This window comes from Streptomyces sp. WMMC500 (assembly GCF_027497195.1).
Classification (GTDB): Bacteria; Actinomycetota; Actinomycetes; order Streptomycetales; family Streptomycetaceae; genus Streptomyces.
The window spans coordinates 34,456-55,545 of the sequence record NZ_CP114905.1; the positions used below are offsets into that span (position 1 = coordinate 34,456).

Below are 21,090 nucleotides of genomic sequence, written 5' to 3' on the forward strand. Positions count from 1 at the left end.
CGTGCACAGGTGTCCGTCAAAGGGAGTTCACCCCGCCTGCCTACCCCACCGCGCCGGACGGTCCCGGGAGGCGCGCGTGCAGCTCACCTGGGTGGACGCACACCCCGTCCGCCGTGCCTGCGATGAGTCTTCGGTACGGCGCGAGTCGGTACCACACGTACGGCTCAGGTCGGCGAAAGGATGGCCCCCATGACCTTCACACACGTCCTCGCGGTTGCGCCGGTGCGCGATGTCGAGCCCGCGGTGGCCTGGTACGAGCAGTTGTTCGGCCGTGCGGCGGACGCCAGGCCGATGCCCGGGCTGGCCGACTGGCACCTGTCGCCGTCCGGCTGGGTCCAGGTCTTCCAGTCCCCGGACCACGCCGGAGCATCCCTGCTCAACCTGGTGGTCGACGACCTCGACCGGGCGCTGTCCGACCTCGCGGAACGCGGCCTCGCCCCCGGGCAGGTCCAGCCCGGATCGCGGGGCGTCCGGTTCGCCGCCCTCGACGACCCCGACGGCAACCGCGTCACGCTGATCGAGAATCCAGTGAGCTGACCCCAGGGCCCGGCCGGCCCGCCTCGGGCCGGACAGGCGCGGGCGTTGTTTTCCGGCCGGGGCGGCCGGTGGCCTTGTGCCACCGGCCGCCCTTCAGCCGGTTTGCTCCCCCCTTTCAGGTGGCGGGGAGCTGGATGGACTGGCTGTGGTGGAAGAAGTCGCGCGGGTCGTACTTCTTCTTGACCTGCTGGAGCCTGGCGTAGTTGTCCTTGTAGTACAGCTCCTGCCAGACACGTCGGGGGTGTTGTACTGCGGGTCGCTCAGGTCGATGTCCGGGTAGTTGACGTAGCAGCCGTCGGTCACCTCGCGCCAGTCGCCCCAGTTCTGGACCAGGCGCCCATGGTGCACTGTCTTTCGATGGGGGACGCCGCCTGCCGGGGACAGCCCGCGAGGAACTCGCGGGCTGAGCAGGCGGCGTGGTTCGGCTGTTACGTTGCTGATCCCGGGGTGGGGGGACGCCGGGCCGGGCGTACTCGGCGGCCGCGTCACGTTCTCCGGCGAACCGGTACGCAGACTATGCGGCAGAGCCCCGCGCCCTGCCCGTGCTCCACTTGAAGCGTTCCCGTCACGCACCTGCACGGCCGGGCGCCCGGCCCCCGTCCGGTGCAGGCCGGTGGGGGCGTGGCGGGCCGGGGCGGGCCGGCCGCCGCGGGTGGAGCCGGAGCCCTGCGCCGGTCGAGGCAGGCTCGAAAGAGGACCGCAAGCCCGCCCGGACGAGCCGCGCGGGGCCGCGCGGGGCCGGGGCGGTGGCACCTGGTGGCTCGTGGGTTGCGGGCACGGGGCCGAACAGGCGACCCGGAGGTCCGCGGGCGCGTGGCCGGACAGGAAGGTCCGGCCGCCGGTCACAACCTCACCTCCCCCGCTCGTCAGTGCAGTAAGAGCACTCCGCGGTCTCAGGAACCCGTGACCGCCCGCATCCCCGAGCCCGGCCGCCGGCTGCCTCCCGGCCGGCCGGACACCGGGAACGCGTGGGCATCGCGCGGTGAATGGCAGCCCAGACGGAGGTGCCGAGGCCCAAGAGGAGCGGCGATGAACGAGATTGAATGGCTGGCCGATCGTTTCGAGGAAAACCGGGTGCATCTGCGGTTGGTCGCCTACCGCATGCTCGGCTCACCGACCGAGGCGGAAGACGCCGTACAGGAGTGCTGGCTGCGGCTGAGCCGTTCCTACGACGACGAGATCACCAACCTGCGGGGCTGGCTGACCACCGTGGTGGGCCGGGTGTGCCTGGACATGCTGCGCCAGCGCCGGGCACGCCGCGAGGACTCCCTGGAAGAACTCGTCCCCGCGGTGGCCACGTTCTTGGACGACGAGGGCCCCGAGGAGAACGCGCTGCTGGCCGACTCGGTGGGCCAGGCACTGCTGGTCGTCCTGGAGACCCTGGACCCCGCAGAACGCCTGGCGTTCGTCCTGCACGACATGTTCGGCGTGCCCTTCGACGAGGTCGCCGTGATCGTGGAGCGCACCCCGGCCGCGGCCCGCAAACTCGCCAGCCGCGCGCGGCACCGGGTACGGGCCGGCCGGCCGGCGACCGACCCCGCCGCGGCGCCGCAGCGCGAGGTCGTCCAGGCGTTCCTCGCCGCCGCACGCGACGGCGACTTCGACGCGCTGGTCGCCGTCCTGGACCCCGACGCCGTGGCCCGCAACAACGGCCTGCCGGTGGCCCTGGGCTCCGTGGCAGTCGCCAAGGGAGCGGCCTCGTTCGCACCGTTCCTGCAGGTCGCCTGGCTCGCACTCGTCGACGGAGCCCTCGGGATCCTCGCCCAGCAGGACAACGGCGGCCTGCGCGCGATGACCTTCGAGATCACCGACGGGAAGATCCGCGAGATCGACGTCGTCACCGACCCGGAACAACTGCGCGGCATGGACCTGGCGGTGCTGGGGCCGCCGCACCGCGGACGGCGCCGGGGGAGGTAACCGTCACGCGGTGCAGAGAACCGCGCGGGCGGCCCTGCCTGTCTGACGAACCGCGCGGCACAGATGTGACCGCACACCCAAGGTCCGGGGCGGGACGGCAGGAGAAACGGCAGGAGAACCCGACGAGACAGAACAGGCCGGGCGGCCTCTGGCAGGCGGGCTGTGGCCGCCGGCGGGTTACGCGTTCCGGTAGGCGACCCGCATGGCCAGGTCCTTCAGGTCGTCCCGCCAGGCCGGGCCGATGGGTGCGTCGGCGATGGCCTTGCACCCCCGCTCGACGAGCCCGGCGATGTGCCTTTCGACGTCCCCGGGAACACCGGTGTCCACCAGACGGCGGCGCACCTCGTCGGGAGTGTGGCCCGGCTCGGTGATCAGACTGTGGATACGGTCGTCACGCTGCATCGCCCAGCCCAACAGCAGCGTCATCTTGTGCTGGGCGAAGTCCAGCCCCGCGGGCTTGCCGGTGTCGGCGGAGTCCCCGAAGGCGTCCAGCAGGTCGTCGCGAAGCTGGAACGCCTCCCCCACGCCTGGCCGTACTCCTCGAAGGCCGGGACGAGATCGCTGCGCCCCGCAACACTCGCCCCCACCACCAGGGGGCGATGGATGGTGTAGGCGCGGACAGGGCGGGTCCTGCGCGTGCGCAGGCCGCGGGCGGGCCGCGCGGCACGCCCGCGGCCTGCCTTCAGGCTCCGAGCGGCACGATGCCGGGACACGCCACGCGGTGGGTAACCCCCGGGGGCAGGTTCGGTGTTCACACGTGCCTGGCCGGCACCCGGCCAGGGGGTTGCGGACAGCGCACCGCCCCCGGGGGCGTGTGCCCGGGGGCGGTGCGGTGCCTCAGCGGGTGTCGGTGCGGGTGCCGGTGCGGGTGCCGGTCAGGAGGAGGCGGGGGCGCGGGTGGCTTCCTCTTCGGCAGCAGCCCCCTCGGTGGCCTCGGCGACCGCGTCACGCGGCCGGGAGTCCACCTTGTCCATCAGCAGCAGCACGAGCAGGGTCGCCACGACCAGGACGCCGGCGGCGGCGCGCAGCGCCAGCGCGTATCCCTCGGTCTGCGCGATCTGCGGAAGGTCTCCGTCGGCGACGTGGTCGTTGACGTAGCGCAGCGCGAGGGGGACCAGGGTGGCCAGGCCGAGAGAGCCGCCGACCTGCTGCATGGCGGTCTGCATGCCGGAGGCCAGTCCCGCGTCCTGGCCGGTGACCTCGTGCAGGGCACCGTTGGTCAGGGCGGGGAAGCCGACGGAGTTGAAGAAGCCGTACACGAGCAGGCCCGGCATGATCCCGCTGACGAAGGACGCGTCGGTGGCCAGGCCGCCCGCGGCCAGGACCAGGCCGGCGGCGCTGCCGAGGAAGGAGATCATCAAGATGGGCTTGACGCCGATGCGTGGCAGCAGCGTCGTCGAGATGGCCATGCCGATGCCGATGGCGACGGTGAACGGAATGTAGGCCAGACCGGTTTCCATCGGCGAGTAGTCGAGGACCTGCTGCAGGTACAGGGTCAGCAGGAAGGCGTAGGTGTAGAAGGCGGCGAGCGCCAGGACGCTGACGCCGTTGGTCGTCACCCGGGTGCGGTTGGTGAAGAACCGCAGGGGGATCATCGGGTCGGGGACGCGGGACTCCCACACGGCCATGAACATCAGCAGGCCGATGCCGCCGAACAGCGGGAGCAGCACCTGCGTGGAGCCCCACGGGTCGTCGGCGGCCTGCAGCAGGCCGTAGACGATCGCGACCAGGCCGCCGGTCGCGGACACGGCGCCGACCACGTCGATCTTCTTGCCGGAGGCGCGGGTCATGCGGCTCTCCGGGAGGACCCGGGGAACCATGATCAGCGCGAATACGGCGACGGGAACGTTGATGAAGAAGATCCAGCGCCAGTCCACCAGGTCGGTCAGCGCGCCGCCGACGACCGAGCCGACCGCGCCGCCCACCGCGACCGCGCCGCCCCAGATGCCCAGCGCCTTGGTGCGCTCCTTGGCGTTGCGGAACAGCACCGGAATCAGGCCCAGCGCCGCCGGGCCGGCCAGCGCCTCACCGAAGCCCTGGACGAACCGGCCGGCGACGAGCATCCCGGAGTTGGCGGCGGCGCCGCACACGATCGAGGAGATGCCGAAGACCAGCACACCGGTGACGAAGATCTTGCGGCGGCCGAACATGTCCGCCAGCCGCCCGCCCAGCAGCAGGAAACCGCCCGCGGTCAGCACGTAGGCGTTGACCACCCACGCCAGGCCGCCGGGCGAGAAGTCCAGATCCCTTTCCATCTCGGGAAGGGCGATGTTCACGACGGTGACGTCCATCATGAGCATGAACTGCATCGCCGTCAGCACGCCCAGCGCCGTCCACCGCCGCGGGTCGGCGTCGGCCAGGGCGCTCCCGCCTTGCGCTTCCTTGTCTGTGCTGCTCATACCTGACTCGTTCCTCCGAATGATCCAGGCCGGGGGCCTCCGCCCACCCGGGCGGCTCACCGGCCCGCGACGCAGGGCGGGACCGACGGGTCGCCCGCCGTGCCGGTGCGCGGGTTGGTGTCCCTCTCAGCACTGCTGACGAAGCAATCTCCACAGATGTGACGCACCGCGCTGACCTCGGTGTTCACCGTGTCGCCCGGGTGACGGGAGAGGGTTTCGGAGGGGGTTTCGGAGGGGTTTCGGAGGGGGCCGCGGCCGGCAGGATCACAGGGCCGGCAGCCGGCTCGGTTCCTGGCAGGTCGAAGGTGGTCACCTTCAGCCCGGACGCACCGGAGAGGCGGAGCGTGTTGACGGCCCCCAGGCCGGTGTTCCCCGCCAGGTCGAGCACCCGGGAGCCGGCCGGGATGCCGGCCTGGGAGAAGAACCAGGGATCGACGTGGGCGGTGACCGTGTTCATCGGCTTCGCCCACGGCTCACGCAGCTCCGGCAGCTCGCCCAGGGCGCCGTCGAAGCCGTAGAGCTCCTTCAGGCCCACCGTCGTGCCGGTCCGCACGCTCTCGGTGAGGTAGCACAACTGCCGCAGCGTGACCGCCTTGATCATGTCCAGCTCGGCGAGTGCCCGGTCGAGGTCCTTCTCGGCGACGCCCGCGAGGGCGTCCAGGCGGTAGGTGCCCGAGGTCTCGTCGTGGGCGGCGAAGCCTTCCTTGACCAGCAGCAGGAGCTGTTACACGGCGGCCGGCTTCGCGCCGGCCACCTCGCCCAGCTCGGCCGCGGTCCGGGGCCGCCCGCGCAGCGCGTCGACCAGGCCCAGTTCGAAGCAGGACAGCAGGGTCATGAACCGGGACGGGCCCACCATGTAGTCGCGAAGCCGAGCCAGCGTGGCTTCTGGCGTCATGTCACCGGCCTTCTTCCGTAGCGGTTGTGGTCGCACGCGTACGGGCCGCCGGCCCGCGCGTGGGTTGCGGGCCGGCGCCGATCCGCGCTCACAGCGAGCCTGCCGGCCGGGGTTCCAGCGCGCCGGCCGCGTCGTTGCCGTAGGCCCGGGCGATGCGGGCGATCAGGTCCGGGGCCAGGAGCTTGTACTCCTGGGTGCCGACCGACTCCAGCACGGTGGTGGCCAGCGCGCAGCCGAGCCGGGCGGACTGCTCGTCGGGCCACTGCCACACCACGCCGGCCAGGAAACCGGCGCGGAAGGCGTCGCCGGCGCCCGTGGGGTCGGCGATCTTGTCCGCGGGCACGGCCGGTACGTGCAGCCGGGGTTGGCCGGCGCGGGCCAGGGACACCCCGTCGGCGCCCTGCGTGGTGATCCAGGTGCCGACGCGGTCCAGGAGGTCGTCCTCGCTCCAGCCGGTGCGTTCGCGCAGCAGCGCGGACTCGTAGGCGTTGGTGAACAGCCAGGTGGCCCCGTCGACGAGTCGGCGGGCCTGCTCGCGGTCGATGCGGGCCAGTTGCTGGGAGGGGTCGGCCGCCACGGGAAGGCCCCGGAGGTGGGCGGCGGCGGTGTGCCGCAGCATCGCGGCGGGGTCGTCGGCGCCGATGTGGACGAGCGCGAACGGGCCGCGGCGCGCGGCGGTTTCAGCGAGGTCGATGTGGGCGGCCTCGGCCATGGCGCCGGCGTAGAAGGTGGCGATCTGGTTCTGGTCCTGGTCGGTGGTGCACACGAAACGCGCGGTGTGCAGGGTCTGGCTGACCCGTACCGCGGAGGTGTCGACGCCGTTGGCCCGCAGCCAGGCGTCGTACTCGGCGAAGTCCTTGCCCGCCGCGCCCACCAGGACCGGGTCCAGGCCCAGCAGGCCGAGGCCGAAGGCGATGTTGGCGGCGACGCCACCGCGGTGCACCTGCAGCCCGTCGGCGAGGAACGACAGGGAGACCCGCTCCAACTGGTCCTTGATCAGTTGGTCGGCGAACCGCCCGGGGAACACCATCAGATGGTCGGTCGCAATCGATCCGGTCACGGCGATACGCACAGCAGTACTCCTTGGACTCCGGGGCAAGACGATCCGGCCGGCGCCGGGCCGCAGGGGGCCCGGCGGGCTCGAAAGGGGATACACAGGCGGGCGGCGCGACGGCCGGGGCCGACGGCCGGTCAGGCTGCCCGCACCGCCTGGCGCAGGGCCTCGGCGCGGTCGGTGCGCTCCCAGGTGAAGTCGGGCAGCTCGCGGCCGAAGTGGCCGTAGGCGGCGGTCTGGGAGTAGATCGGGCGCAGCAGGTCCAGGTCGCGGATGAGGGCGGCCGGGCGCAGGTCGAAGACCGCGGCGATGGCATCCTCGATCTTCTCGACGGCGGCGGTGTGGGTGCCGAAGGTCTCGACGAACAGGCCGACCGGCTCGGCCTTGCCGATGGCGTAGGCGACCTGGACCTCGCAGCGGGCGGCCAGCCCGGCGGCCACGACGTTCTTGGCGACCCAGCGCATCGCGTAGGCGGCGGAGCGGTCGACCTTGGAGGGGTCCTTGCCGGAGAAGCCGCCGCCGCCGTGCCGGGCCATGCCGCCGTAGGTGTCGATGATGATCTTGCGGCCGGTCAGGCCGGCGTCGCCCACGGGGCCGCCGCCCTCGGACCGGCAGGCCGCCCCGGCACCGAGGCGACGATCCACCAAGTGATGTTCACGAGTTCTCCTCTGGGCCCGTACCCCGCGGCGGCCCCGCGTTTCCCCGCGGGAAGAGAGAGGACGCCGCCTGCGGCGCATGGCACAGGTGCCGCAGACGTCGGTAGGTTCAGGCGGGCGCCCGCCCCGGGACACAAGAAGGGGACGCGCCCGCCTGCGGTGGTGATCGGTCAGGCGATCGGTCAGGCGGAGCGGCCGGCCTTCAGGGCGGCGGCGGTGTCCACGACGCGCCGGGCCTGGTGCCGGGCCGACTGCAAGACGGCCTCGTCGGGGCCGGAGCCGCCGGGGCCGATACCCGCGACGTGCGAGGTGCCGTAGGGGTTGCCCGTCTGGAACTGGATGGGGTCGGTGTAGCCGGGCGGCACCATGATGCAGCCCCAGTGGTAGAAGGTGTTGCTCAGCGCCAGGATGGTGGCCTCCTGGCCGCCGTGCGCGGTGCCGCTGGCGGTGAACGCCGAGACGACCTTGTTGGCAAGGCCGCCCTGCTGCCACAGGCGGCCGGTGGTGTCCATGAAGGCCTTGAGCTGGCTGGCGACGTTGCCGAAGCGGGAGGGGGTGCCGAAGAGCACGGCGTCCGCCCAACTGAGGTCTTCCAGGGTGGCCTCGGTGACATCGGCGGTGGCCTCGATGTGCTGGGCCCAGGCCGGGTTGGAGTTGATGGCCTCCGGCGGCGCCATCTCGCGGACCTTGCGCAGGCGCACGGTCGCCCCGGCCTTCTCCGCGCCCTCGGCGGCGGCCTGCGCCAGGGTGTGCACGTTGCCGGTGGAGCTGTAGTAGATGATCGAGACGTTCACGGGTGCCATGGTCGGTTTCCTTCGTTAGCCGTTCGTCTGGACAGGGCCGAAGACAACAACTGCCTTGCAGTTCAGGGGGTGGGACCCGTATCCCGGGGTGCTGCCAGCGGGCGACGACCAGGGTCCCGGGCGGCGCGGAGTGCAACGCGACGTCCTCGAAGCCGGCCTTGGTCAGCCACTCGTGGTAGTCGCTCCGCCGCCAGGTGCTGCCCTTCTTGCTCTTCAGCAGCATCTCGGCGGCGAAGATCAGCGGGAAGGCCGGGCCGCTGCGGTCGTCGACGACGTAGTCGTTGACGACCAGGGTGCCGCCGGGCTTGAGGGCTTGGCGGAGCCTGCTGAACACCTCGACGTTGCTCTCCGGCCCTTCCCGGTGGGCGATGTGGGAGTAGACCGCGACGCCGTAGCGTGCGGTGCCGAAGTCGGTGGTGGGGAAGTCACCGTTGAGGCAGGTGAACCGGTCGCCCACGCCGCCTGAATTCAGTGGGCTGAATTCAGTGGGACTGAATTCAGTGGGGCGTTCCGCTTGGCCGGCAGCCGGAAGGCAGGCGTCCGGCGGTATGTGCACTGGCGGTTATCCGCCTGGCGGTGGCGCATGCGGCGGCGTCGGCCGTGCAGGGACACGGGTACGGCGCCGGTTCTTCCACGGATCCGGAAACCGGCCGCTACCTGGGACATCTCGCCGGGAGTGGCTTCCGCGGCGGGGAATGCGCCGGCGTGCCGAACGCCATAGGGCGCAAGCAGCCGGCCGAACACATCAAGGTTCTGGATGTCGTCTAAACGAATCAGCCTACGGCCCCAAAAATGCCATCTTGTTTCATTTTCAGGCAGGCCAGGCGTGCAGAAATAGTGACACGCACGTCTCCTTCAAGCCAAGCTCGGCATTGAGTGACGTGGGTCACTCCGGCCGGTACGCTGCCCGCCCCCACGGGTACGTCGCCTGGGCGGGCGCCGACCCGGCCGGTCTCGACGAGGCGCTGCGCCGCTGGTTCGGCGAGCCCGACCCCGCGTGAACTGACCGCCGCCGGCCCGGTTTTGGCTACGGCGGGATCCGGGCCGGCGCTCACGCGCCGGGCGCCGTCCGGCATCCGCCGCCAAGCCCCGGCCCCGCTCCCGGTTCCGGTCCGTGGGGTGTACGTCGTGTGGGCTGCTGCTTTCGTCCGGCTCCGGCTCGCGGGGGTGTCGGGGTGGTGCCGGCCGCGGGGCCGGTCCGGGGGCCGGGTGTGCCGGCGCTGCCGGTGCAGGGGCCTCCCGGCACTCGGTGCCGAGTGCCGGGAGGCCCTGTCGCGTGTCGCCGGGGGAAACGTCACGCGACATCTATCCGGTGGTGCCGGGGCGCCCGAAGGAATCGGGCGCCTCCAGCACCACCAGGGCTCGTTGGATCATCGCCACCAGGTCGGTGTCCTCGCCGCGGTCTCCCCACAGCACCTGGTGGAGTGCGCCGGTCACGGCGCCGACCAGGACACGCAGTTCGAGGTTGTCGGCGGGCACGCCGGCGCGTTCGGCCAGCACCTCGCTGACGGTGTCGATCCACCTGTCCTGGGACTCGCCCACCAGGGCCCGCACCGCGGGCACCTGGCGTACGAGTTGCCGGCGCCACCGGTAGTCCTCGCTGAAGTCCTCGGCGAAGCCGCGCACCATGTCGGTCAGCACCCCGCGCATGGCCGCCAGCGGGGGTTCGTCGGTGAGGCGCTCCCGCAGGAAGGCCATGGTGAAGTTGGCGTAGTCGTCCGTCAGGACGATGTGCTCCTTGCTGGGGAAGTAGCGGAAGACGGTGCTCGGCGAGACCTCGGCGGCGGCGGCGATCTGCTCGATCGTCGTCGCGTCGTAGCCGCGTTCGTCGATCAGCCGGCGGGCCGCGGCACGGATCGCCTGGCGGGTGCGCAGCTTCTTGCGCTCGCGCAGGCCGAGGCCGGCTTCCGCACCGGTGATCGCCGGCACCGCGGCGTCGGTCGCCGCCTGGGGGACCTGGTTCATTTGCCCGCGCCGTCCGCCGCGTCGGACAGCGCCTCGGTCAACGGCTGCCCCGCCTTCTCTTCGCCCCCGGCACCGGTCTCGGCGCCGGGCTTGGTGTCGGTCTTGTCCAGGGTGACGTCTTCGGTGTCCGCCGGCTTGTCCTCGGCGGTCCTGTTCTCCCGGCTGTCGGGGAGTTTGAGGACGGCGAGGACGGCCGCGACGACGCCGGCGATGCCGCAGATCAGGAGCACGGCGCTCATGCCGCTGACGAAGGCGGACTCGGCGGACTGCGCGAGCTGCGGCATGTCCAGTTGCGCGGCGACCGCCTGCGCGGCGACCACGGACTCCTCGGCGGTCTCGGCCGCCTGTGCGGGCACCCCGCCGGTGTCGATCTCGTTGGTGAACACGGCGTTGAGGACACTGCCCAGCAGGGCGATGCCGACGGCGCCGCCGACCTGGCGCAGGGTGGTGCTCAGGCTGCTGCCGGTGCCCTCCTTGCCCTTGGGCAGCACCCCCAGGGCGGTGTCCAGGGCCGGCACCATCACCATGCTGGTGCCCAGGCCGACCAGGACCATCCACACCACCGCGTAGCCGTAGCCGGTGTTCTCGTCCGTGGCGCTGCCGATGAACATCGCCGTGGACATGATGAGCAGACCGGTGACCACCAGCGGGCGGGTGCCGAATCTGACGGACAGCGGCGGCACGATCCTGGCGACGACGATCATGCCGGCCATCAGCGGCATCAGGCGCAGGCCGGTGCCGAAGGCGTCGTTGCCCTGGATGACCTGGAGGTACTGCGGCAGCACGAACAGCAGGCCCATGAAGACGAACATGCCGAGGATGAGGAAGAGCGTGTTCCAGCCGAAGGTGGGGTTCCGCAGCAGTTCCAGGTCCACCATCGGGCGGGGCTGGCGCTTCTCGCGCAGCACGAGGCCGACGAGCATCAGCGCGCCGCCGGTCATGGTGGCGAGGATGACGGGGTCGCCCCAGCCCTCGGCGGGCGCTTCGATGACGCCGTAGACGAGGGCACCCAGGCCGAGGATGCCCAGCACCGCGCTGATGATGTCGATCCTGGGGGCCGTGGGGTCCTTGGTCTCGGGGATCAGCAGGACGGCGGCCAGGATGCCGACGGCGACCAGCGGGATGTTGATGACGAAGACCGAGCCCCACCAGAAGTGGTCGAGCAGCCAGCCGCTGATCAGAGGGCCGAGCGGCAGACCGATCGAGACACCCACGGTGACGATCGCGATGGCCTTGGTCTGCTCCTCGCCCTTGAAGAGGGTCGGGATGAGCGACAGCGTCAGCGGCATGATCAGCGCGGCGCCCAGGCCCATGATCGTACGGGCCCCGATCAGCGCGCCCGGCGTGTCCACGAACGTTCCCATGACGGAACCGCCGAGGAAGATCACGAGACCGGTGATCAGCAGCTTGCGTCGGCCGAAGCGGTCACCCAGAAGGCCCGCCGGGAGCATCGCGGCAGCGTAGACGACAGCGTACGAATCGATGATCCACTGCAGCTCGCCCGCGGAGGCGCCGGTCTCGGCGGCCAGCGTGGGAAGCGCGACGTTCAGGATCGTCGTGTCGAATCCGATGACGAGGACGCTGATCGTCAGACCGACCAGCGCCAACCAGCGGTTTTTGACGGCCATGCCTAAACGATAGCAGCTCTCAGTTGAGAGTTACAGGCTTTTGTGAGCGGCGCGGAGCGCCTTCCGCCCGTTCCGGCGGCAGAATGTGACGTGCGTCACAGTGAGATCCTGTCAGGAATCCCGGCATTGCTTCGCTCAAGGGGTGTAAGCGAACAAACAGGAGCAATGCCATGTACCGCAAGCACCGCATCGTCGTCCTGGGGGCCGGGTACGCCGGGGCCTACACGGCCGGGAACCTGGCCCGCCGCCTGTCCCCCGCGGACACCGAGATCACCGTGGTCAACGCGGAGCCGGTCTTCGTCGAGCGGTTGCGCATGCACCAGCTCGCGACCGGCCAGCAGATCCGGGCGCGCAGGCTCGCGGACGTGTTCGCGGGCACCGGGGTACGGCTGCGGCTGGGGCGCGTCACCGCCGTCGACCCCGCGCGGCGGACCGTCTCGGTCACCGGCGGGCCGGGCGCCAGGAGCGCCGCCCACGACACCCTCGCCCACGACACCCTCGGCTACGACACCCTGGTCTACGCGCTGGGCAGTCACGTCGCCGACCACGGCGTTCCGGGCGTGGCCGAGCACGCCTTCAACGTCACCGGCCGTCCCGCGGCGCTGCGGCTGCGTGAACGGCTGGACGGTCTGGCCGCCGGTTCGACCGTGCTGGTCGTCGGCGAGGGCCTGACCGGCATCGAGACGGCCGCCGAGATCGCCGAGGCCCGGCCCGGGCTGCCGGTCACGCTGGCGGCCCGCGGTGCGCTGGGCGCCCAGCTCTCGGCCGGTGCCCGCCAGCACCTGCACGAGACCTTCCACCGCCTGGGTGTCACCGTCCGGGAGCACACCTGCGTCGATGCCGTCGAAGCGGCGCGGGTGCGCGCGGCCGACGGCAGCTTCCTGGAGGCTGATGCGACCGTGTGGACCGCCGGGTTCACCGTCCCGGCCATCGCCGCCGCCTGCGGCCTGGAGACCACCGCAAGCGGGCAGATCGTCGTCGACGGCACCATGCGCTCGCTCTCCCACCCGGAGGTCTACGCCGTCGGTGACAGCGTCCATGCGACCGGTGACAACGGGCTGCCGATGCCGATGTCGTGCGCCTCGGCGGGCTCCACCAGCCGGCAGGCGGTCGAGGCGATCACCGCACGGCTGACCGGGCGGCCGGTGGCGAACACCCGGATGGACTACTTCGGCAACCACATCAGCCTCGGCCGGCGGGACGGCATCCTGCAGCTCGTCGACGACCAGGCGCGGGCGAGGTCCGGTTACCTGGGCGGCCGGATGGCGGCCCGGATCAAGGCCGGGGTCCTGAAGGGCTCTATGTGGGGTGTCTTCCACCCGACCCTCGGCAAGCCGACCCGCAGGCGCCGGCTGGCCACCACGCCGCGGGAGCGTACCGGGCAGAGCGCCGGCAGCCGCCTAGGGTGATCCGGGTGGACAGCACCGCCACCGACCGTTTCGACACGGGCCGGTTCGAGGCCAGCCGCGACCGGCTGGCCTCGCTGGCGTACCGGCTGCTCGGCTCCGCCGCCGACGCGGAAGACGCCGTGCAGGACGCGTTCTTGCACTGGCAGGCCGCCGACCGCGGGCGGATCCGGGTCCCCGAGGCATGGCTGACGAAGATCGTCACCAATCTGTGCCTGGACCGGCTCCGCTCGGCGCAGGCGCGCCGCGAACGCGCGGCCGGTGTCCGGCTGCCCGAACCGCTCCTGGACGGCGACCCCATGCTCGGCCCCGCCGACACCTTCGAGCAGCGCGAGTCCGTCTCGCTGGCGGTGCTGACGCTGATGGAGCACCTCTCCCCCGTCGAGCGGGCCGTCTACGTGCTGCGTGAGGCCTTCTCGTGCAGCCACGCGGAGATCACCGAGATCCTCGGCATCACCGAATCCGCCAGCCAGCAGCACCTCCACCGGGCCCGGCGGCGCCTGACCGCCGCGCGCCACGGCGGCAGCGCGGCCGATCCCGCGTCCGCGCGCAGGATCGTCGAGGAGTTCCTCGCCGCCGCCACCTCCGGGCGCACCGACCATCTGGTGGCGCTGCTGACCGACGATGCCACCGCCGTCACCGACGGCGCGGGGCTGACCACCAGGCTGCTGCGCTACGACACCCCGGAGCGCATCGCCGCCGTCGCGCGGGCCGGGTTCGCCCCCGCCGCCGCGCGGCGGCGGTTCGCCGGCGGCGCCCTGGCCTTCCACTACGGGTACGTCAACGGCTCCCCCGCCGTGCTGGCCGTGCGCGGCCAGGACGTCGTCGGCGCCGTGGCGTTCGACCTCAGCAACGGCAGGATCGCCGCGGTGTGCGGCATCGCCGCACCCGGCCGTCTGACCCGCCTGGCCGGCGCCTGGCGGCGGCACGGGCCGGACACGCCGCTGATCGCCGCGTGGTGACCCGCCGCGCCGGATCCCCGCCGCCGGGGGCTTTCCGGCGTTTTCGCGGGTACCGGCCCGTGCCGCCGCCGGGTCATCCGGCCGCTACGGCCTCGGCGCCCTCCGCCTTGTCCGCGACGGGCTCGGGGGCGGGCTTGTCCGGGCCGCGGAAGACGATGTAGACGAGCAGGACGGCCATGACGACGACGCCCACCCACATGGCCTGCTGCCATCCGTCGACGTAGGACTGCCGTGCCGCGTCGATGAGGCCCGGTGCCTGCGGGCCCGCGCTGCCCGAGGCCTCGATGGCGTTGGCGACGCCCTCCCGTGCACTCTCCGCGGCCCCTTCGGGCACACCGGTCAGTTCGTCGTCGATGGCGCTGCGGTAGCCGGCCGTCAGGATGGCCCCGAGCATGGCGACGCCCAGGGCGGTGCCCAGTTCACGGGTGACGTCGTTCAGGGCGGAGGCGACGCCCTGCTTCTCCTCCCGCAGCGAGCGGGTGATGGCCTCGGTGGAGGGCACCATCGTCAGGCCCAGGCCGACGCCCATCACGACCAGGCCCGGCAGGATCGACAGGTAGCCGTCGTCGACGGAGACGAACGTCGCCATGAGCGCCAGGCTGACGCCGGTCAGCACGGTTCCCGCGGCCATCGTCGGGCGGGGCCCCCACTGCGTGGCCATCCTCGGCGCCAGGCTCGAGGCCATCATCATCGTGATCGCCATGGGCATCAGCGCCGCCGCGGCCAGCAGCGCCGACCAGTCGAGCACGGCCTGGAAGAACGGGAAGAGGACCACGAAGGTGCCCGCCTGCACACCGAAGACCACGACCAGCATGATCGACCCGCCGGCCAGGCCCCGTTCGCGGAACAGGCGCACGTCCAGCAGCGCGGCGTCGCGGCGGCTCAGCTCCCACAGCACGAACCCGGCCGTGGCAAGGATGCCGGCGGCCAGGCCGAGCAGGATCACCGGCTCGGTCCAGCCGCGCTCCGGCCCCTCCTGCAGCGCGAAGATGAAGCCGACCACGGCGACGGTGGACACCAGCGCACCGGTGGTGTCGAAGGCGTGGCCGGAACGCTCGTGGGAGTTGGGCACCGACTTCATCGTCATCGCCAGGGCCGCGACGGTCAGCGCCACGGGCAGGGCGAACAGCCAGCGCCAGTCGGCGACGTCGACGAGAAGGGCGGACAGGAACATGCCCAGCATGCCGCCGGCCCCGGCCACACCGGTCCACACGCCGATCGCCTTCGCCCGCTGCTCCTCGGGGAAGGTGGAGGTGATGACGGCCAGCGTGATGGGCATGATCGTCGCCGCGCCGATGCCGCTGACCACCCGCGCGGCCAGCATGATCTCGGCGCTCGGCGCCAGCGCCGCCACCACGCTCGCCACCCCGAAGAGGCCCAGCCCCGCGAGCAGTGTGGGCTTGCGGCCCAGACGGTCACCGATCGCGCCGAGCGGCAGCAGCAGCGCGGCCAGGGTGAGGGTGTAGATGTTGATGATCCACAGGATCGTCTCGTGCGAGGTGTCGAGGTCGACGGCCATGTGCGTCTGGGCGACGTTCAGCCCGGAGACGGACGCGAGGACGGCCATCAGCGCCATCGAGACGGTGATCAGGATCAGACGCAGGCGACGCGCGTCCAGCGCATCCCCGCCGCTCCCGTCGGCGGGTGCCGCCTGTTCGGGGTTCGTACTCATGGATTCCTCTCAACGGGGGGCGTGACGTGAGCACCGGCACCGGAAAACAACCGGCCGCCGGATGCAGGGGAGGTAGAGGAGGTAGGGAGGTGGGGGGTGGGGTGCGGGGTGCGGGCCCCGGATGTCAGGTGGCGGCGCCGCGGTGGTGGCGCCGGGCCGCGCCGGCGGTCAGCGGTGACCGGCCGGGCGCCCCCATGCGGCGCCGCCCTCGGCGGTCACGGCTTGGGGTATCGGGCCCGTGACGCGGACGGCGGCCACCGGTCCGGCCGGCACCGGCAGGCGATTCTTGACAGCCATAGCTAAATGATAGCTGCTTTCACTTGAGAGGCGACATCAAGGGGGTGCGGGCGCGGTGGCGTGTCCGGCCGGCCGGGTGACGGCAGCAGCCGACCGCCGGAGCCGGTGGCGCTCCGGCTCCGGCGGTCGACGGGAAGAAAGGGGGGCGGCTGCCGTGCCGGTCCGGCGGGGGCGCACGGCGCGCTTCCGGCGGTGCGGGGGTTCGGTGTCCGGCAGGGTGGGGTCAGGGCTGTTCGGAGCCCAGGCCGGGAAGCGGCTGGGGGGCGGGGATGTGCGGCTGTTCTTGCCGTCGGCGGCCGCGGGCGTACAGGCCCAGGGTGGCCAGCAGGGCCAGGGCGACCGGGAGGGCGAGGATGAGCAGGATCCTGGACAGCGACCAGTAGGCGTCGACCATGAGGCCGCCGCTGACCGCGCCGGCCAGCGGGCCCGCTTTGCCGGCGCTGTTCGCCCAGCTCACGGCGGTGGCGCGGATGGCCGGCGGGTAGGCGACCGCGGTGATCGCCTGGAGTACGGCGGTGGCGGCCGGCAGGCACAGCCCGAGCAGGAACGCTGTGGCCAGCAGGGCGACGAACCGGCCGGCGGCCAGGGCCGCCGCGCCCAGGCCCACCGCGGTCAGCACCCACAGCAGGGCCAGGACCCGGAACCGGTCGAACCGCTTGAGGACGAAGGAGACCGAGAGCTGCCCGATCAGGCCGCCCCACCCGAAGGCCGCGACGGACACCGCGGCCTTGGATTCCGTCAGGCCCTCGCGTTCGGCCAGTTCGGGCAGGTAGGTGAGGATCACGAACGCGACCCCCTGCCCCAGGAAGAAGCACAGCCACAACAGCAGGGTCGTGCGGGCGTAGCCGCGGGAGAGCACGGCCCGCGGGGTGGGCCGGGGGCGCTTGCGTTCGGCGCTGTGGTCCCAGTCGACCCGGGACAGGTCCTCGCCGGGGTGGACGGATGCCAGCACGCCGCGCAGTTCGGCCTGCGGGCGCTGGCGGGCGGCGAGCACGCTGACGGACTCGGGTATGACGCGGATGATCGAGGGGATCAGCAGCAGCGGGGCGAGCCCGCACACCACCAGCAGCACCGGCCAGTTGAACACGGGCACGAGGATCGAGGCGAGGATGCCGCCGACGGCGGTGCCGGCCGTCACCCCGGCGAAGGCCAGCGCGACCATCTGGACCCGGCGCCCGGCGGGCATCCAGTCGGCGACGAGGACCATCATGCTCGGCAGCACCGCGCCGAGCCCCAGGCAGGCCACGGTGCGAAAGCCGGCGAACGGGACGATGCCGTCGGTGAATCCCATGGCGGCCGTGCCCAGGCCGAAGCAGACGATGCCGGCCAGGGTCACGCCCTTGCGCCCGTAGCGGTCGGCGAGCGGGCCGGCGGCCACACCCCCGAGGATCATCGCCAGGACGCTCAGCGTCACCGTCACCGTCACCGCGCCGCCGCCGACTCCCCAGTCCTCCTTGATCCTGGGGTAGACGAAGCCGGCGATGGCGGTGTCCAGCCCTTCGGCGACCATCGTGAGCAGGCCCACCCTGACGATGAGCCGCTGCCGGCGGCCCATGGGCCGTGCGTCGATGAACTCCTGCGGACTCGGCCGTACCGAGGCGTCCGTACTCATGGGCCGGGCCCCTTTCCTGTCTCCTGTGAGGCTGTGCGGGTTTCGTAGGACGGTCCGGGTGCCGCCACCGGGCCCGCCCGCCTGGCCGCCCGGCCCGGGCGGCCGGGCGGGCCGTGTCCGTGTGCCGTCACGCGCCCGCCGGCTCCCCGTGTGCGGCTCCCGTGCGGGAACAGAAACGATCCGGCAGCCGCGGCCCGGGACGCCGGGCCCGGAGTCCCGGGCCGTGACGGGCCGTCAGGCCCGCGCGGGTGTGTGGCCGGGTGCGGAGGGGCGGGCTTATCCGGCGCGTTTCGTGGCGGACAGGACGGCTTCCACGGGCAGGGCGTGCGGCAGCATGTCGGCGGGGTCCTCGGCGACGGCCTTGGTGACGGTGAACCCGCATTCCTCCAGCCACCGCTGCCACGTCGACATCTTCTGCGCCCCGCCCTGGCCCATGGCGCAGCCGATGAAGAAGGACGGGAAGAAGTCGACGGTGTAGTTGTCGGTGTCCTTGATGTTCTCGGGGAACACCGGCACCAGGAGGTGGACCTGCCCGCCGGCGTCCATCGACCGGTTGACGCCTTCGAGGATCCGGAACACGTCGCTCTTGTCGAACATGGGCAGGAAGTGCTTGATCAGCACGACGTCGAAGCCCTTGGGGACCTCCTCGAAGACGTCCCCGCCGATGAACGAGCACTGCTCCGCCACGCCGTGGGCCCGGAAGTTCTCCAGGCACTCCTTTTCCTTCTCGGGCAGGTCGAAGGTCGTCACCCGAAGCCCGGGGGACGCCTTCAGCTTGCACGTGTGGATGGCCCCGAGGCCGGTGTTCCCGGCGAGATCGAGCACCTTCGATCCGGCCGGCACGTCGATGTTGTCGAAGAACCAGGGGTCGATGTGGGCGGTCTCGCCGTTCATCAGCCGCGCCCAGGGCTCGCGCAGTTCGCTGTGCTCGGCCAGCGCGCCGTACAGGTTCCCCTCGAACCCGTAGAGCTTGTTCAGGCCGACGGTGGTGCCGGTGCGCACGCTGTCGGTGAGGTAGAACAACTGCCTGAGCGTGACGGCCTTGATCATCTCCATGCGGGCGAGTACCTGGCGCAGGTCGTCCTCGCCGATGTCGGCGAGCGCGTCGAGGGAGTAGCCGCCGGAGTCCTCGTCGTAGGCGAGGAAGCTCTCCTTGACCAGCAGCAGGAGGAGCTGTTCGACGGCGTCGGGCTTGGCGCCGACGGCCTGGCCGAGTTCGGCCGCGGTCATGCCCGGGGTCTGCCGGAGCTCGTCGATGACGCCGAGCTCGAAACAGGACAGCAGGCTCATGAACCGCGAGGGGCCCACCATGTATTCGCGAAATCGCGTGAACGTGGCTTCCGGTGTCAAGGTAGTGGTCCTTTCCGAGTCGTTCGTGCCACGGCCGTGGCGTGTGACTGATCACAGGTCATGCGTACGCTGCTGCTCTTGTGCGCCCCGCCTTCCGCGGGCGTGTCCGGCAGGGCGCGAGAAGGGGGGCCTTCGGGCACCCCGATCGGGTGCCTGAAGGCCCCTTTCTCTGTTTTCTCCAGGGACGTCAGCCGTTGCCCTCGCCCTTGACGTGCCGCTGGATGAAGTCGTGGGACAGGTCGCCGAACTGCTCGCCGAATGCCATGGACCGCTCGACCGTCTTCTTGAAGTGCACGCCGCCGTCGACCCGGCTGTAGGCGCACCTCTCGTTGAAGTCGGTCCAGGTGGGGAACGACACCCGCACGTTCTGGGAGGGGGTGATCTCCGGCTCCACGATCGACTTGCCGACCTCGAAGTCGAACTCCCAGCCCAGTTCGTCCGTGCCGAAGAACCGCCGCGCCGTCTGCGACGCCGCCGAGCCCACGGTGGTCGAGCCCGACGGGTACTCCGGGTGGTCACCGGTGGGCAGGTAGCTGGACCACTCGTCGGCCCGGATGTCGTTGACGGTGCCCATGCCGATGCCGCCCCAGGCGGTCAGCTTGCGGCGGCCGTAGACGTAGGGGACGGCGGTGATCGGGCGGACCGCCTCGTACATGCGCTTGTAGCGCCAGGCGGCGATGAGGGTGTCGAAGGTCGCCAGGATGTGCTGGAGCATCCAGTGGGCCCAGCCGTGCACGCCCAGTTCGTTGTTCTGGTCGTGCTTCATGGCGATTTCGATGGACGAGTGGCCGATGCCCCAGAGCTTGTTCTCCATGATCTCGGCGAGCGCCTTGTGCTCGTCGTCGAGCGCCGCGGACGCCTCGATGACCTCGTCGACCGAACGCTTGTAGGCGCGGCGGTCGGTGTGGTCGGTGAAGTCGGGCCGGGCGAGGCGGAACCGGGCGGGGTCCTTGTAGATGTGCGGGAGGGTCACCGCGATCTGCGGGGTCACCATGTGCTGGGTGACGTAGATGCCCAGGTCGCCCGGGCCGCCGCCGGCGCGGCGGCCGTTGTGCCGCTGGAGCTGCGGCTGCCAGCGTGAGGGGTTGTTCAGGTCGAAGGCGGTGTTGACCGGCACGTATCCGGTGTAGTCCGCCCACGGCGTGGGGTTGTACTTACGGCCCCCCTCATAGCCCAGGGCGTTCATGCCGTCGCCCTTGACGACGTTCCAGACGGCCTTGGCCGCGACGTTGCCGATGCCCACCGGGGTGGTCACGTCCTCCGACTGGTCGTCGGGGTCCAGGCCGAGGGCGACCATCAGCTCCCGCAGGGCGCCCACGATGGGCGGCAGCAGCCGGCTCCAGATCGCGTGCTGGGCGTGGAGGCAGGCGATGTTCATGTTGCGGTTGGTGGCCGACTCGCTGGACGGGCGCTTCGGGATCCGGCTGTGAATGCCCACCGCGGTCTCGTGGTACGGGGCCAGGGCGTCGAACAGCGCCAGCATCGCCGCGCGGTTCATGTACAGGATGAGGGTGACGTCCATCGTGCCGATGAACGGGTCGCTGGCCGTCATGCCGGTCCGCGAGCCGGTGGGCTGGGCCCACTTGATGTAGTTGTCCTTGTCGAGATCGGGAAGATCGGGAAGCTCGGGCGGCTCGTCGCTGCCGGCGGCCAGAGCCGGGCGGGAGAGAGCCAGCGTGGACAGGGCGGCCGTCGAGCCGCCGATCAGCAGCGATCTGCGGCCCAGCGAGAAACCCGAGGCAGCGGTGTGTCCGGATGTCGTCATGATCGTCTTCCTTGTTCTCGGCAGGGAGGGACCCCCGGGCGGCGAACCCGGGAAGTGGCCCTTCACGGGGAACGGGCTCTCGACGGCCGTGCCGTGGGCTCTGCGACGTCACGGGGGGCGGAGATGAGATCGAGGGACAGGGGCAGGGGGCGGGTCGCGGTGTGGGCGCCCG

General features: G+C 71.6%; 20 protein-coding genes and 2 pseudogenes. 7 read left to right on the forward strand and 15 right to left on the reverse strand.

What is annotated here, in order from left to right; genetic code table 11:
* Positions 1–189 precede the first annotated feature (189 nt).
* Complete coding sequence (locus tag O7599_RS00155) at positions 190–537, forward strand: VOC family protein (RefSeq protein WP_281619979.1); 348 nt, start codon at positions 190–192, stop codon at positions 535–537.
* A gap of 115 nt (positions 538–652) precedes the next feature.
* On the opposite strand, the pseudogene O7599_RS00160 reads toward O7599_RS00155, so the two are convergent.
* Positions 653–843, reverse strand: a pseudogene (locus O7599_RS00160) (BBE domain-containing protein); the annotation flags it as partial.
* 723 nt (positions 844–1,566) lie between these two features.
* On the opposite strand from O7599_RS00160, the gene O7599_RS00165 reads away from it, so the two are divergent.
* A complete protein-coding gene (locus tag O7599_RS00165; RefSeq protein ID WP_281619980.1) occupies positions 1,567–2,454 on the forward strand; it encodes a sigma-70 family RNA polymerase sigma factor in 888 nt (295 codons plus the stop codon).
* A gap of 177 nt (positions 2,455–2,631) precedes the next feature.
* On the opposite strand, the gene O7599_RS00170 is transcribed toward O7599_RS00165, so the two are convergent.
* From O7599_RS00170 to wrbA, 7 genes and pseudogenes are all read right to left on the reverse strand, one after another.
* Positions 2,632–2,979, reverse strand: a complete 348-nt coding sequence (locus O7599_RS00170; protein WP_281619981.1) for a polyprenyl synthetase family protein — start codon at positions 2,977–2,979, stop codon at positions 2,632–2,634.
* Positions 2,980–3,329: 350 nt separating this feature from the next.
* Positions 3,330–4,853: a DHA2 family efflux MFS transporter permease subunit gene (locus O7599_RS00175; RefSeq protein ID WP_281619982.1), complete on the reverse strand. Its 1,524-nt coding sequence runs from the start codon at positions 4,851–4,853 to the stop codon at positions 3,330–3,332.
* Between the two features lie 184 nt (positions 4,854–5,037).
* Positions 5,038–5,454, reverse strand: a complete 417-nt coding sequence (locus tag O7599_RS00180) for a hypothetical protein (protein WP_281619983.1) — start codon at positions 5,452–5,454, stop codon at positions 5,038–5,040.
* Positions 5,455–5,577: 123 nt separating this feature from the next.
* The gene (locus O7599_RS00185) at positions 5,578–5,748 is read right to left on the reverse strand and encodes a hypothetical protein (protein ID WP_281619984.1); all 171 of its coding nucleotides are present in this window, start codon (positions 5,746–5,748) and stop codon (positions 5,578–5,580) included.
* A gap of 88 nt (positions 5,749–5,836) precedes the next feature.
* On the reverse strand, positions 5,837–6,820 hold the full coding sequence (locus tag O7599_RS00190) for a carbohydrate kinase family protein (RefSeq protein ID WP_281619985.1): 984 nt from the start codon (positions 6,818–6,820) through the stop codon (positions 5,837–5,839).
* A gap of 119 nt (positions 6,821–6,939) precedes the next feature.
* Positions 6,940–7,401: pseudogene (locus tag O7599_RS00195) on the reverse strand (methionine adenosyltransferase domain-containing protein); the annotation flags it as partial.
* Between the two features lie 239 nt (positions 7,402–7,640).
* Entirely contained in the window at positions 7,641–8,261 is a 621-nt protein-coding gene (gene wrbA, locus O7599_RS00200) for an NAD(P)H:quinone oxidoreductase (RefSeq protein ID WP_281619986.1), read from the reverse strand.
* 130 nt (positions 8,262–8,391) lie between these two features.
* Between wrbA and O7599_RS00205 the strand changes: the two genes are divergently transcribed.
* The 3 genes from O7599_RS00205 to O7599_RS36835 all read left to right on the forward strand — a co-directional run bounded on the left by O7599_RS00205 (position 8,392) and on the right by O7599_RS36835 (position 9,262).
* The gene (locus O7599_RS00205; RefSeq protein ID WP_281619987.1) at positions 8,392–8,727 is read left to right on the forward strand and encodes a hypothetical protein; all 336 of its coding nucleotides are present in this window, start codon (positions 8,392–8,394) and stop codon (positions 8,725–8,727) included.
* 110 nt (positions 8,728–8,837) lie between these two features.
* Positions 8,838–9,029 (forward strand): hypothetical protein, encoded by a 192-nt coding sequence (locus O7599_RS00210; RefSeq protein WP_281619988.1) that lies wholly within the window; start codon positions 8,838–8,840, stop codon positions 9,027–9,029.
* Positions 9,030–9,142: 113 nt separating this feature from the next.
* Positions 9,143–9,262 carry a hypothetical protein gene (locus O7599_RS36835; RefSeq protein WP_348652583.1) on the forward strand — a complete coding sequence of 40 codons (120 nt, stop codon included), beginning with the start codon at positions 9,143–9,145 and terminating at the stop codon, positions 9,260–9,262.
* Positions 9,263–9,566: 304 nt separating this feature from the next.
* Here O7599_RS36835 and O7599_RS00215 read toward each other — a convergent pair whose 3' ends face one another.
* Together O7599_RS00215 and O7599_RS00220 are read right to left on the reverse strand one after the other, a co-directional pair.
* Positions 9,567–10,226: a TetR/AcrR family transcriptional regulator gene (locus O7599_RS00215; protein WP_281619989.1), complete on the reverse strand. Its 660-nt coding sequence runs from the start codon at positions 10,224–10,226 to the stop codon at positions 9,567–9,569.
* Complete coding sequence (locus O7599_RS00220; RefSeq protein ID WP_281619990.1) at positions 10,223–11,854, reverse strand: MFS transporter; 1,632 nt, start codon at positions 11,852–11,854, stop codon at positions 10,223–10,225. Before O7599_RS00220 ends, O7599_RS00215 begins: the two co-directional genes overlap by 4 nt.
* A gap of 170 nt (positions 11,855–12,024) precedes the next feature.
* Here O7599_RS00220 and O7599_RS00225 point away from each other — a divergent pair, with 170 nt between their 5' ends.
* Together O7599_RS00225 and O7599_RS00230 are read left to right on the forward strand one after the other, a co-directional pair.
* Positions 12,025–13,263, forward strand: coding sequence for an FAD-dependent oxidoreductase (locus O7599_RS00225; protein WP_281619991.1), 1,239 nt, complete (start codon positions 12,025–12,027; stop codon positions 13,261–13,263).
* Positions 13,264–13,268: 5 nt separating this feature from the next.
* On the forward strand, positions 13,269–14,222 hold the full coding sequence (locus O7599_RS00230) for a sigma-70 family RNA polymerase sigma factor (RefSeq protein WP_281619992.1): 954 nt from the start codon (positions 13,269–13,271) through the stop codon (positions 14,220–14,222).
* A 73-nt stretch (positions 14,223–14,295) separates the two neighbouring features.
* Here O7599_RS00230 and O7599_RS00235 read toward each other — a convergent pair whose 3' ends face one another.
* The 5 genes from O7599_RS00235 to O7599_RS00255 form a co-directional block, all read right to left on the reverse strand.
* The gene (locus O7599_RS00235; protein WP_281619993.1) at positions 14,296–15,894 is read right to left on the reverse strand and encodes an MFS transporter; all 1,599 of its coding nucleotides are present in this window, start codon (positions 15,892–15,894) and stop codon (positions 14,296–14,298) included.
* Between the two features lie 168 nt (positions 15,895–16,062).
* Positions 16,063–16,191, reverse strand: coding sequence for a hypothetical protein (locus O7599_RS00240; protein ID WP_281619994.1), 129 nt, complete (start codon positions 16,189–16,191; stop codon positions 16,063–16,065).
* A 223-nt stretch (positions 16,192–16,414) separates the two neighbouring features.
* Positions 16,415–17,803, reverse strand: a complete 1,389-nt coding sequence (locus O7599_RS00245) for an MFS transporter (protein WP_281619995.1) — start codon at positions 17,801–17,803, stop codon at positions 16,415–16,417.
* Positions 17,804–18,079: 276 nt separating this feature from the next.
* Positions 18,080–19,114 (reverse strand): methyltransferase, encoded by a 1,035-nt coding sequence (locus O7599_RS00250; RefSeq protein ID WP_348652643.1) that lies wholly within the window; start codon positions 19,112–19,114, stop codon positions 18,080–18,082.
* A 226-nt stretch (positions 19,115–19,340) separates the two neighbouring features.
* Positions 19,341–20,918: a DUF6851 domain-containing protein gene (locus O7599_RS00255; protein ID WP_281619997.1), complete on the reverse strand. Its 1,578-nt coding sequence runs from the start codon at positions 20,916–20,918 to the stop codon at positions 19,341–19,343.
* Between the last annotated feature and the right edge of the window lie 172 nt (positions 20,919–21,090).